General features: G+C 67.1%; 16 protein-coding genes. 15 read left to right on the forward strand and 1 reads right to left on the reverse strand.

Features of this window, described 5'->3' with window-relative positions; genetic code table 11:
• The first annotated feature begins 66 nt into the window (after positions 1–66).
• The 14 genes from A9W96_RS12250 (at position 67) to A9W96_RS12315 (ending at position 9,978) form a co-directional block, all read left to right on the forward strand.
• Positions 67–666, forward strand: a complete 600-nt coding sequence (locus tag A9W96_RS12250) for a TetR/AcrR family transcriptional regulator (protein ID WP_197497926.1) — start codon at positions 67–69, stop codon at positions 664–666.
• A 438-nt stretch (positions 667–1,104) separates the two neighbouring features.
• A complete protein-coding gene (gene rpsJ / locus A9W96_RS12255; protein ID WP_003873519.1) occupies positions 1,105–1,410 on the forward strand; it encodes a 30S ribosomal protein S10 in 306 nt (101 codons plus the stop codon).
• A gap of 14 nt (positions 1,411–1,424) precedes the next feature.
• A complete protein-coding gene (gene rplC, locus A9W96_RS12260) occupies positions 1,425–2,078 on the forward strand; it encodes a 50S ribosomal protein L3 (protein ID WP_066869357.1) in 654 nt (217 codons plus the stop codon).
• On the forward strand, positions 2,078–2,746 hold the full coding sequence (gene rplD / locus A9W96_RS12265; protein WP_066869360.1) for a 50S ribosomal protein L4: 669 nt from the start codon (positions 2,078–2,080) through the stop codon (positions 2,744–2,746). The genes rplC and rplD overlap by 1 nt, the downstream gene beginning before the upstream one ends.
• On the forward strand, positions 2,747–3,049 hold the full coding sequence (rplW, locus tag A9W96_RS12270; RefSeq protein WP_007773589.1) for a 50S ribosomal protein L23: 303 nt from the start codon (positions 2,747–2,749) through the stop codon (positions 3,047–3,049). It begins immediately after the preceding gene.
• A gap of 28 nt (positions 3,050–3,077) precedes the next feature.
• Complete coding sequence (gene rplB, locus A9W96_RS12275) at positions 3,078–3,920, forward strand: 50S ribosomal protein L2 (RefSeq protein ID WP_007773586.1); 843 nt, start codon at positions 3,078–3,080, stop codon at positions 3,918–3,920.
• A gap of 29 nt (positions 3,921–3,949) precedes the next feature.
• Entirely contained in the window at positions 3,950–4,231 is a 282-nt protein-coding gene (gene rpsS / locus A9W96_RS12280) for a 30S ribosomal protein S19 (protein WP_007773585.1), read from the forward strand.
• On the forward strand, positions 4,228–4,779 hold the full coding sequence (gene rplV / locus A9W96_RS12285; RefSeq protein WP_066869364.1) for a 50S ribosomal protein L22: 552 nt from the start codon (positions 4,228–4,230) through the stop codon (positions 4,777–4,779). The genes rpsS and rplV overlap by 4 nt, the downstream gene beginning before the upstream one ends.
• Positions 4,779–5,618, forward strand: coding sequence for a 30S ribosomal protein S3 (gene rpsC / locus A9W96_RS12290; RefSeq protein WP_066869367.1), 840 nt, complete (start codon positions 4,779–4,781; stop codon positions 5,616–5,618). The genes rplV and rpsC overlap by 1 nt, the downstream gene beginning before the upstream one ends.
• Positions 5,619–5,621: 3 nt before the next feature.
• Positions 5,622–6,038 carry a 50S ribosomal protein L16 gene (gene rplP, locus A9W96_RS12295; protein WP_007773582.1) on the forward strand — a complete coding sequence of 139 codons (417 nt, stop codon included), beginning with the start codon at positions 5,622–5,624 and terminating at the stop codon, positions 6,036–6,038.
• On the forward strand, positions 6,038–6,271 hold the full coding sequence (rpmC, locus tag A9W96_RS12300) for a 50S ribosomal protein L29 (RefSeq protein WP_055401869.1): 234 nt from the start codon (positions 6,038–6,040) through the stop codon (positions 6,269–6,271). The genes rplP and rpmC overlap by 1 nt, the downstream gene beginning before the upstream one ends.
• Complete coding sequence (rpsQ, locus tag A9W96_RS12305; RefSeq protein WP_066869370.1) at positions 6,271–6,627, forward strand: 30S ribosomal protein S17; 357 nt, start codon at positions 6,271–6,273, stop codon at positions 6,625–6,627. Before rpmC ends, rpsQ begins: the two co-directional genes overlap by 1 nt.
• A 52-nt stretch (positions 6,628–6,679) precedes the next feature.
• The gene (locus A9W96_RS12310) at positions 6,680–9,040 is read left to right on the forward strand and encodes an arylsulfatase (protein WP_067140051.1); all 2,361 of its coding nucleotides are present in this window, start codon (positions 6,680–6,682) and stop codon (positions 9,038–9,040) included.
• Between the two features lie 11 nt (positions 9,041–9,051).
• Positions 9,052–9,978: a DUF4436 domain-containing protein gene (locus A9W96_RS12315; protein WP_066869376.1), complete on the forward strand. Its 927-nt coding sequence runs from the start codon at positions 9,052–9,054 to the stop codon at positions 9,976–9,978.
• 6 nt (positions 9,979–9,984) lie between these two features.
• On the opposite strand, the gene pstS is transcribed toward A9W96_RS12315, so the two are convergent.
• On the reverse strand, positions 9,985–11,118 hold the full coding sequence (gene pstS, locus A9W96_RS12320; protein WP_369806990.1) for a phosphate ABC transporter substrate-binding protein PstS: 1,134 nt from the start codon (positions 11,116–11,118) through the stop codon (positions 9,985–9,987).
• A 253-nt stretch (positions 11,119–11,371) separates the two neighbouring features.
• On the opposite strand from pstS, the gene A9W96_RS12325 reads away from it, so the two are divergent.
• Positions 11,372–12,210 (forward strand): DUF4436 domain-containing protein (locus tag A9W96_RS12325; protein WP_067140054.1); only part of this gene is annotated, 839 nt, incomplete at its 3' end.

A 12,210-nucleotide genomic window follows, 5' to 3' on the forward strand; every position in this document is an offset into this window, starting at 1 on the left:
CGGGAGGTGGGCGCAATTACCACCGAGACGTCCGACCCGCGCCCGGCACGGTCGCGGGCCAGGCTGCTGGAAGCCGCCGTCACGCTGCTGCGCGCGGGGGGTCCCAGTGCGGTGACGGTCGACGCGGTCACCCGCACCGCCAACGTCGCCCGGGCAACCCTGTATCGCCACTTCCCGAGCGGAAACGACTTACTGGCAGCGGCTTTCAACAGCCTGATACCGGCGTCGCCCACCCCGCCGGCCGAGGGCTCGCTGCGCGACCGGCTGGTCGCGGTGGTGCTGGCCCAGGCCGAGGCCGTGGCCCTGGCCCCGACCGTGATGACCGCCATGTCCTGGCTGGCGCTGGGCCGCGACCTGGAAGGCATGCCCGAGCCGCGGCGCAGCCACAACGCCGACAGCGCGGCCATCACCACCCTGCGCGAGCGCATCGCCCAGCAGTACGCGGAGCCCTTCGACGCCATCTTCGACAGCCCGGAGGCCGCCGAGCTGGGGGAGGTGGACCGGTCGCGGGCGATCGCCCTGCTCATCGGGCCCCTTGTGCTGGGCAGGCTGTCCACCCTGCCCGATTTCGACTACCGGCAATGCGCGCTGGAGGCCGTCGACGGCTTCCTGCACGTCCAGTGCGCCAGGTCCGGCGCGGCGACTGTCGAATCGGCGGGTGCCTGAGGGCCGGCGCCCCGCCAGCTAGGCGCTTCTGACCAGCGCGGTTATCCTCCGGTGCTACCGTCCGCGAGGCGGGTGCGGCGGATTCGGACGCAGATCCGGGCCGAATTTTGATCGGCCACGATCTTCAGGCATACTGTTCAGGTTGCCTTGAGCCGGGTTTGCGCCTGGTCGGGCATACGACCAGCGTCCAAACGGACGCGTCCGGTCCCATCCTTTGAGAGCGACGAATTTCGATCCTGAAATTGTCGTGCTGAGGCTGCGTGAGGGTGACACGCCCGACCGCGGGGGCCGGTGGACCACGACAGGTAAACAGCGGCGCAATATCCGGCGCAACGCTCGATCGGCCCAAGATTGGGCCGTCGACTGGCGCGCTGGGAGGCACTGAGGACTATGTGAGCCCGGATAGCGGGCCCCAACAGGAGTGAGGGTAGGAGAAGCGTGGCGGGACAGAAGATCCGCATCAGGCTTAAGGCCTACGACCATGAGGCTATTGACGCGTCGGCGCGCAAGATCGTCGAGACCGTCGTCCGCACGGGTGCCAGCGTTGTAGGTCCGGTGCCGCTGCCGACTGAGAAGAACGTGTATTGCGTCATCCGCTCACCGCACAAGTACAAGGACTCGCGGGAGCACTTCGAGATGCGCACGCACAAGCGGCTCATCGACATCCTCGACCCGACGCCGAAGACCGTCGACGCGCTGATGCGCATCGACCTTCCGGCCAGTGTCGACGTCAACATCCAGTAGGAGATCGGCGACTCATGGCAAGAAAAGGCATCCTGGGTACCAAGCTGGGCATGACGCAGGTGTTCGACGAGAACAACCGGGTCGTGCCGGTGACGGTCGTCAAGGCCGGCCCGAACGTGGTGACCCGGATCCGTACCCCCGAGCGCGACGGCTACAGCGCCGTGCAGCTGGCCTACGGCGAGATCAGTCCCCGCAAGGTCAACAAGCCGGTGACCGGTCAGTACGCCGCCGCGGGCGTCAACCCGCGCCGGTTTCTGGCCGAGTTGCGGCTGGAGAACCCCGAGGCGGCCGCCGAATACGAGGTCGGCCAGGAGCTGACGGCGGAGATCTTCGCCGACGGCGCCTACGTCGATGTCACGGGCACCTCCAAGGGCAAGGGCTTCGCCGGCACCATGAAGCGCCACGGCTTCCGTGGCCAGGGCGCCAGCCACGGTGCCCAGGCGGTGCACCGGCGGCCCGGTTCCATCGGCGGCTGCGCCACCCCCGCCCGGGTCTTCAAGGGCACCCGGATGGCGGGCCGGATGGGTAGCGACCGGGTGACCGTCCAGAACCTGTTGGTGCACAAGGTCGATACCGAGAACGGCGTGCTGCTGATCAAGGGCGCGGTCCCCGGCCGCACCGGTGGACTCGTCGTGGTCCGCAGCGCGGTCAAGCGAGGTGAGAAGTAATGGCAGCGGTGAAGATTGACGTCAAGACGCCGGGCGGCAAGGTCGAGGGCTCGATCGAGTTGCCGGCCGAGTTGTTCGATGCGCCGGCCAATATCGCGCTGATGCACCAGGTCGTCACCGCGCAGCGGGCGGCGGCGCGTCAGGGCACGCACTCGACCAAGACGCGCGGCGATGTCAGCGGCGGTGGCCGTAAGCCGTACCGGCAGAAGGGAACCGGCCGGGCCCGTCAGGGTTCGACCCGCGCCCCGCAGTTCACCGGTGGTGGCGTCGTGCACGGGCCCAAGCCCCGCGACTACAGCCAGCGCACGCCCAAGAAGATGATCGCCGCGGCGTTGCGCGGTGCCCTGTCCGACCGGGCTCGCAACGGCCGCATCCACGCGATCACCGAGCTGGTGTCGGGGCAGACGCCGTCGACCAAGAACGCCCGGGCGTTCCTGGGCACGCTGACCGACCGCAAGCAGGTGCTGGTCGTGATCGGCCGCAGCGACGAGACCGGCGCCAAGAGCGTGCGCAACCTGCCCGGTGTGCACCTGCTGACTCCCGACCAGCTCAACACCTACGACGTGCTGCGCTCCGACGACGTGGTGTTCAGCGTTGAGGCGCTGGGCGCCTACATCGCTGGGGCCACCGGCGGCGCCGCCGATAAAGATGTGGAGGTAACGGCGTAGATGGCGACCATCACTGACCCCCGCGACATCATTCTGGGCCCCGTCATCTCGGAGAAGTCCTACTCGTTGCTCGACGACAACGTGTACACGTTTGTGGTGCACCCCGATTCGAACAAGACGCAGATCAAGATCGCTATCGAGAAGATCTTCTCCGTCAAGGTCGCATCGGTGAACACCGCGAACCGGCAAGGTAAGCGCAAGCGCACCAGGACCGGATTCGGCAAGCGCAAGAGCACCAAGCGGGCCATCGTCACGCTGGCGCCGGGTAGCAAGCCGATCGATCTGTTCGGGGCACCGGCGTAGCCGCCGCGAGAGGAAGACCTGATTAGACATGGCAATTCGTAAGTACAAGCCGACGAGCCCGGGCCGCCGCGGCTCGAGCGTGTCCGATTTCTCCGAGGTCACCCGTTCCACCCCGGAGAAGTCGCTGGTGCGCCCGCTGCACGGCCACGGTGGCCGGAACGCGCACGGCCGCATCACCACCCGCCACAAGGGTGGCGGCCACAAGCGCGCCTACCGGGTGATCGACTTCCGCCGCAACGACAAGGACGGCGTGAACGCCAAGGTCGCGCACATCGAGTACGACCCCAACCGCACGGCCAACATCGCGCTGCTGCACTTCCTGGACGGCGAGAAGCGCTACATCATTGCGCCGCAGGGACTTTCGCAGGGCGATGTGGTGGAGTGCGGCCCGAACGCCGACATCAAGCCGGGCAACAACCTGCCGCTGCGCAACATCCCGGCCGGTACCGTCATCCACGCCGTGGAGCTGCGGCCGGGCGGCGGCGCCAAGCTGGCGCGCTCGGCCGGGTCGAGCATCCAGTTGCTCGGTAAAGAGGGCACCTACGCGTCGCTGCGGATGCCCAGCGGTGAGATCCGCCGCGTCGACGTGCGCTGCCGCGCCACCGTCGGCGAGGTCGGCAACGCCGAACAGGCGAACATCAACTGGGGCAAGGCCGGCCGGATGCGGTGGAAGGGCAAGCGCCCCTCCGTCCGTGGTGTGGTGATGAACCCGGTGGACCACCCGCACGGTGGTGGTGAGGGCAAGACCTCCGGTGGTCGTCACCCGGTGAGCCCGTGGGGCAAGCCCGAGGGCCGCACCCGGCACCCGAACAAGGCCAGCAACAAGCTCATTGTCCGACGCCGGCGCACCGGCAAGAAGCACGGGCGCTGAGGAAGTCCCAGGACTAGGAGTATCAGCACATGCCACGCAGCCTGAAGAAGGGCCCGTTCGTCGACGGCCACCTGCTCAAGAAGGTGGACACGCAGAACGAGAAGAACACCAAACAGGTGATCAAGACATGGTCGCGACGTTCGACGATCATTCCTGACTTCATCGGCCACACCTTCGCCGTCCACGACGGACGCAAGCACGTCCCGGTGTTCGTCACCGAGGCGATGGTCGGCCACAAGCTCGGTGAATTCGCGCCCACCCGCACCTTCAAGGGACACATCAAGGACGACCGGAAGGCCAAACGGCGATGACCACAACGGAATTCCCATCGGCGGTGGCCAAAGCACGGTTCGTGCGGGTGTCGCCGAGAAAGGCGCGCCGGGTGATCGACCTGGTGCGCGGCCGCTCGGTGGCCGACGCGCTGGACATCCTGCGCTGGGCGCCGCAGGCCGCCAGCGAGCCGGTGGCCAAGGTGATCGCCAGTGCCGCGGCCAACGCGCAGAACAACAACGGGCTGGACCCGGCGACCCTGGTGGTCGCCACCGTCTACGCCGACGAGGGCCCCACCGCCAAGCGCATCCGTCCGCGCGCCCAGGGCCGCGCGTTCCGGATCCGCAAGCGCACCAGCCACATCACCGTCGTGGTGGAAAGCCGGCCGGGCAAGGACCAGGGATCGGCGAAGTCGTCCCGGGCCCGTCGCGCCGAGGCCAGCAAGGCCGCCGCGAAGGCCCCGGCCAAGAAAGCGCCGGCCAACAAGGCGCCCGCCAAGAAGGCCGCCACCAAAGCGCCCGCGAAGAAGGCGGCGAAGGCCGAAGCCAAGACGTCTGAGACCTCTGACGCGAAGGGAGGCTCAGACTAGTGGGCCAGAAGATCAATCCGCACGGTTTCCGGCTGGGCATCACCACCGACTGGAAGTCACGCTGGTACGCCGACAAGCAGTACGCGGACTACGTCAAGGAAGACGTCGCCATCCGGCGGCTGCTCTCGACCGGCCTGGAGCGGGCCGGGATCGCCGACGTGGAGATCGAGCGCACCCGTGACCGAGTCCGGGTGGACATCCACACCGCACGTCCCGGCATCGTCATCGGCCGCCGCGGCACCGAGGCCGACCGGATCCGTGCCGACCTGGAGAAGCTGACCGGCAAGCAGGTTCAGCTCAACATCCTCGAGGTCCGCAACCCGGAGTCGCAGGCGCAACTGGTGGCCCAGGGCGTCGCCGAGCAGCTGAGCAACCGCGTGGCGTTCCGCCGGGCGATGCGTAAGGCCATCCAGTCGGCGATGCGTCAGCCCAACGTCAAGGGCATTCGGGTGCAGTGCTCCGGCCGCCTCGGCGGCGCCGAGATGAGCCGCTCGGAGTTCTACCGCGAGGGCCGGGTGCCGCTGCACACGCTGCGCGCCGACATCGACTACGGCCTGTACGAAGCCAAGACCACCTTCGGCCGGATCGGCGTCAAGGTGTGGATCTACAAGGGCGACATCGTCGGCGGGAAGCGCGAATTGGCCGCCGCCGCTCCGGCCGGTGCCGAGCGTTCGCGCCGTGAGCGTCCGTCGGGCACCCGTCCGCGTCGCAGTGGCGCGTCGGGCACCACGGCCACCAGCACCGAGGCCGGCCGCGCGGCCGCAAGCGCCGAAGAGGGCGCTGGCGCCGCGCCGGCCCAGTCCGCACCCGCTGCAGAACCACAGAGCACGGAGAGCTGAATCATGTTGATTCCCCGCAGGGTTAAACACCGCAAGCAGCACCACCCCCGCCAGCGCGGCATCGCCAGTGGCGGCACGGCGGTGAACTTCGGTGACTACGGCATCCAGGCCTTGGAGCACGCCTACGTCACCAACCGCCAGATCGAGTCCGCTCGTATCGCCATCAACCGGCACATCAAGCGTGGCGGCAAGGTGTGGATCAACGTGTTCCCCGACCGGCCGCTGACCAAGAAGCCCGCCGAGACCCGCATGGGTTCGGGTAAGGGTTCGCCGGAGTGGTGGGTCGTCAACGTCAAGCCGGGCCGGGTGCTGTTCGAACTCAGCTACCCCAACGAGCAGACCGCCCGGGCGGCGCTGACCCGCGCGATCCACAAGTTGCCGATCAAGGCCCGCATCGTGACTCGAGAGGATCAGTTCTGATGGCAGTGGGAATTTCGCCTGGCGAACTGCGTGAGCTCACCGAAGAGGAGCTCACCGAGCGGTTGCGCGAATCCAAGGAAGAGCTGTTCAATCTGCGTTTCCAGATGGCGACCGGACAGCTCACCAACAACCGCCGGCTCCGCACGGTGCGTCAGGAGATCGCGCGCGTCTACACGGTGCTGCGCGAACGAGAACTGGGCCTGGCTTCCGGGCCGGATGGTAAGGAATCGTGATGGCAGAAGCCAAGAAGGCCGCGCCCAAGAAGGCCGCCGCAACCGAGGCCGCGTCGAAGGACGGTAATCCCAAAGGCCCCAAGCACACTCCGGCCAACCCGAAGGTGCGGGGACGGCGCAAGGTGCGCATCGGCTACGTGGTGAGTGACAAGATGCAGAAGACCATCGTGGTCGAGCTCGAGGACCGCGTGCGTCACCCGCTGTACGGCAAGATCATCCGGACCACCACGAAGGTCAAGGCGCACGACGAGAACAGCACGGCGGGAATCGGCGACCGCGTATCGCTGATGGAGACCCGCCCGACCTCGGCGACCAAGCGCTGGCGCCTCGTCGAAATTCTGGAAAAGGCTAAGTAAGCCCTTTTAGCTAGCGGCAGCGAACGCCCCGTCGCGGGTGTAGTCTGCGGCGATGGCGACTGGGTCGGGGCAGTTCAACGGGAAGATCGAGCTCGACATCCGGGACTCAGAACCGGACTGGGGACCCTACGCCGCGCCGACCGCGCCCCCCGACGCACCCAACGTCCTGTACCTGGTGTGGGACGACACGGGCATCGCCACCTGGGACTGCTTCGGCGGTCTGGTGGAGATGCCGGCCATGTCGCGCATCGCCGAGCGTGGCGTCCGGCTCTCGCAATTCCATACCACCGCGCTGTGCTCGCCGACCCGGGCGTCGCTGCTCACCGGACGCAACGCCACGACGGTCGGCATGGCCACCATCGAGGAGTTCACCGAGGGCTTCCCCAATGCCAACGGCCGCATACCGTTTGACACCGGCCTGCTCTCCGAGGCGCTCGCCGAGCACGGCTACAACACCTACGCCGTGGGCAAGTGGCACCTGACCCCGCTCGAGGAATCGAATCTCGCGTCGACCAAGCGGCACTGGCCGACCTCGCGTGGCTTCGAACGGTTCTACGGATTCCTGGGCGGTGAAACCGACCAGTGGTATCCCGACCTGGTGTACGACAACCACCCGGTGAGCCCGCCGGGCACCCCGGAGGACGGCTACCACCTCTCCAAGGACCTGGCCGACAAGACCATCGAGTTCATCCGCGACGCCAAAGTTATTGCGCCCGATAAGCCTTGGTTCTCCTACGTGTGCCCCGGCGCCGGGCACGCGCCGCATCACGTATTCAAAGAATGGGCCGACCGCTACGCCGGTCGCTTCGACATGGGCTACGAGCGCTACCGCGAGATCGTGCTGGAGCGGCAGAAGGCGCTCGGAATCGTGCCGCCCGACACCGAGCTGTCACCGGTCAACCCGTACCTGGACGTGAAGGGACCGAGCGGTGAGCCGTGGCCGCTGCAGGACACCGTGCGACCCTGGGATTCACTCAACGACGAAGAGAAAAGGTTGTTCGCGCGGATGGCCGAGGTGTTCGCCGGGTTCTTGAGCTACACCGACGCCCAGATCGGCCGCATCCTGGACTATCTCGAGGAATCGGGCCAGCTGGACAACACCATCATCGTGGTCATCTCCGACAACGGCGCCAGCGGCGAGGGTGGCCCGAACGGCTCGGTCAACGAGGGCAAGTTCTTCAACGGCTACATCGACACCGTCGAAGAGAGCATGAAGTTATTCGACCACCTCGGCGGCCCCGAAACCTACAACCATTACCCGATCGGCTGGGCGATGGCCTTCAACACGCCCTACAAGCTCTACAAGCGGTACGCCTCCCATGAGGGTGGCATCGCGGATACGGCAATCATCTCGTGGCCCAACGGAATTGCCGCACACGGGCAGGTTCGCGACACCTACGTCAACGTCTGCGACATCACCCCGACCGTCTACGACCTGCTGGGCATGGCGCCACCGCAGACCCTCAAGGGCATCCCCCAGAAGCCCCTGGACGGCGTGAGTTTCAAGGCGGCCCTTGCCGATCCGGGCGCCGACACCGGCAAGAGCACCCAGTTCTACACCATGCTGGGCACCCGCGGGATCTGGCACCAGGGCTGGTTCGCCAACACCGTCCATGCGGCGACACCGGCCGGCTGGTCGCATTTCGACGCCGACCGCTGGGAACTGTTCCACATCGAGGCCGACCGCAGCCAGTGCCACGACCTGGCCGCCGAAAACCCGGACAAACTCGAAGAACTCAAGGCGCTGTGGTTCTCGGAGGCGGCCAAATACAACGGACTGCCGCTGTCGGACCTGAACATCCTCGAGACGCTGGGCCGGTCGCGGCCATATCTGGTCAGCGACCGGAACACCTACATCTACTATCCGGACTGCGCCGACGTCAGCATCGGTGCCGCCGCCGAAATCCGCGGCCGGTCCTTCTCGGTGCTCGCCGAGGTGACCGTCGACACCACTGGCGCCGAGGGTGTGCTGTTCAAGCAGGGCGGCGCGCACGGCGGGCATGTGCTGTTCATCCAGGACGGCCGGCTGCACTACGTGTACAACTTCCTCGGCGAGCGCCAGCAGGAGGTGTCGTCGTCCGACGCCGTGCCGCTGGGCCGACATCTGTTCGGCGCCAGCTATTCACGCACCGGGACGGTCGAAAACAGTCACACGCCGCTCGGTGACGTCAGCTTGTTCATCGACGACAAGGTCGTCGGCACGCTGACCGGGGTGAGCACCCACCCCGGCACCTTCGGGCTGGCGGGCGCGGGTATCACGGTCGGGCGCAACGGCGGGTCGGGCGTCTCCAGTCGCTATAAGGCGCCGTTCACCTTCACCGGAGGCATCATCACCCAGGTGACCGTCGACCTGTCCGGCCGACCCTATGTGGACGTGGAAACCGAGATCGCGCTTGCCTTTTCGAGGGACTGATGAGTACCCCGATGCCCGCCGGACCACCCGCGCCGCCGGCACCGGCCGGCGCGCGAGGGCGGCAGATCGCGATCGCGTTCGGGATCGTCGCCTCCCTCGTCGTCATCTACGTGCTGTCGCTGATCGCCGTGCACCTGCTGGCCAAATCGGCGCCCCCGCTACCCGCGGTAGACCTGAGCAAGGTCGAGGCCGAGGACAGCGTCGTGCAGGTGCGGCTGGAGAAGCTGGATACCGTCGCGAACCGGCTGACGGTCAATGTGCTCGTCTACCCCAAAGACACGTTGTACGACAAGAACTTCGGGGTGCTCACGACCGATGCGGCGGTCCGGTTGTATCCCGACAACGACCTGGGTGATCTGCAGTACCCGGTCGGCAAGGCACCCGCACAGGTGACAACCACCATCGAGGCGCACGGCGATCCGGCGAACTGGCCGTTCGACTCGTACCGGACCGGCGTCATCTCGGCCGACGTGTTCACCGGGTCCGGCGCCGGCAAGGAGAAGACGGCCGCGCGCGTCGAGGCGACCGGGGGGCTGGACGGCTGGGATGCCACCGTCACCCGCGTCCACGACGCCGAAGACAACAACCCGGACCTCAAGGACGACGTGGTGATCACGCTGCACCGGGCCAAGGGGCAGCTGATCTTCGATGTCGGCATCTGCCTGGTCCTGATCTCGCTGCCCGTGCTGGCGCTATGGGTCGCCATTCCCGTGGCGCTGGGCCGCACGTCGTTCCTGCCGCCGCTCACCACGTGGTACGGCGCAATGCTTTTCGCGATCGTCCCGCTGCGCAACATCCTGCCGGGCAGCCCGCCGTACGGTTCGTGGGTGGATCAGGCCATCGTGCTGTGGGTGTTGATCGGGCTCGTCACCGCGCTGACGCTGTTCCTGATCGGCTGGTGGCGACAACGCGATCGAAAAGCGCCTACCCGGACGTAGTTGTGCTCATTCGGATTTTGGTGCGTCCACCGAACTGATCGCGTCGACCGCGGCCGACACCCGCGCCTGGAACTCGGGCGACAACGGGATGTAGCCGCTTTTGGCCAGTTCGATCTGGCCGGGGCCGATGGCCGCCTGTAGAAAAGCCTTGACCGCCTTGGCCACATCGAAGGTGGGGTACTTGGAGCAGACGATCTCGTAGGTCGCCAGCACGATCGGGTAGACGTCCGGCTGGGCGGGGTTGTAGAACGACGACAGGTCGAGCACCAGATCGTTGCCGGCGCCGGTGATCCTGGCGCCCCTGATGGTTTTGCCGACGGTGTCGGTGCCGATCCGGACGGGACGCAACGATCTGCGGCTGGCCGGCGTCTTGATCTCGGCCGCGAACAGTCCCTGCTGGAGCGCATACGACAGTTCGGTGTAGCCGATCGCACCCTCGGTGTTCTTCACGGCGGCCGCGATGCCGGTGTTGCCGACGGCGCCCGTGCCGACGCCGCCATTGAAGGCCTTGCCCGCGCCCTTGTTCCACGCCCCGCCGGACGCGGACTGCAGGTAGGCCTGAAAGTTGTCGGTGGTGCCCGAACCGTCGCTGCGGTAGATGACGTGAATGTCCTCGGCCGGCATGGAGGCGTTGAGCAACGTCAGGGCCGGGTCGTCCCAGCGGGTGATCGTGCCGTTGAAGATCTTGGCCAGCGTGGGCGCGTCGAGCACCAGCGAGTCGACGGCGGCGAGGTTGTAGGTAATGGCCAGCGGGCCGAACACCACCGGCAGGTTCCAGGCGTCGGCGCCGCCGCACCGCTGTCTGGCGGTGGCGTACTGCTCACCCGACAGCGGTGTGTCCGATCCGGCGAAATCCGTTCTGCCAGCCAGGAAGTCGGCGATCCCGTTGCCTGACCCGTTGGCGGTGTAGTTCAGGGTCTGCCCGGAGCAGGCCTGGCGATAGGCGTCGACGAACCGGGTCATCGCGTTGGCCTGCGCGGTCGAGCCGCTGGCCGCCAGGGTCTGCTTGCCGCCGCAGTCCACCTTGGCGCCGGCGGTATACGGCAGGCTCGCGGGGGAGTTGCTGCATGCCGAGACCACCAGGGCGGCCACCAGAACGCCGGTCACCGGTGCCCAACGCTTGCGCTGCACAGTCGACATCTACCGCCACCGGTTGAACAGGCAAACAAACTCCGGATGAACTGGTGCGCGCACCGGCTGCGATCGAAGGTTTGCGCGGCGCGGGTCGCGGTGGCCGCCGAGCCCACAAGTTCGTTTCGCTGAACCGGCGCGCGGTGCAGCGGACCCGGCGAAAATTACCTAAACATGACGAATTTTTAAAGTTCGCCCGCGCCGGTGGCGAGTTCGCTAGCATCCGTCCACGAGTGTTCGAGTTCCCACGGAGGTGTGACCGATGTCCCATCAAGCGCCACCCTCGCCACCGCCTCCGGCGCCAGCGGAGCAACCACCCGCGGCACCCGCGTCACCGGCCGAGCCCGACCGGCGCAAGCGGCGCAGGGTCATCGCCGTGGCCGCCGTCGCGGGCTTCCTCGCCGTGTATGTCCTGTCGCTGTTCGGGGTGCACCTGCTCGCGAAATCGGGTGGCCCGCTCAAGCCGCCGGACCTCAACGCCACCAATGACACCGTCGTGCTGGTGCGCCTGGAGAAGCTGGACACCGCCGCAAACCGGCTGACGGTGAAGGTGCTTGTGATCCCCGAGGAGTCGATGTTCGACAAACGCCTGGAGGTGCTCAAGACCGACACCGCGGTGCGCATGGATCCCCCGAACGACCTCGGCGATCTGCAGTACCCGGCCGGCAAGTCACCGGCGCAGGTCGCGACCACCATCGAGGCACACGGCGACCCGAACAATTGGCCGTTCGATTCCTACCGCACCGACGCCCTATCCGCCGATGTGCTTGTCGGCCAGGGTGATGCGCGCCGCTACATTCCCGCGCGGGTGGAGGTCACCGGAGGCCTGGACGGCTGGGACGTCAGCGTTCAGCGCGTCGGCGAGGCCAGCCAGGACTCGGATCGCGCCGACAACGTCGTCATCACCCTGCACCGGGCCAAGGGCCCGCTGATCTTCGACCTCGGGATCTGCCTGGTTCTCTTCGCGCTGCCCGCGTTGGCCTTCGCCGTGGTCATCCAAATCGCCTTGGGCAGAAGGAAATTCGTGCCGCCGTTCGTCACGTGGTTCGCCGCCATGTTGTTCGCCGTCATCCCCATCCGCAACTTTTTACCGGGGGCGCC

It is taken from the genome of Mycobacterium sp. 1245852.3 (genome assembly GCF_001669335.1).
Classification (GTDB): Bacteria; Actinomycetota; Actinomycetes; order Mycobacteriales; family Mycobacteriaceae; genus Mycobacterium; species Mycobacterium europaeum_A.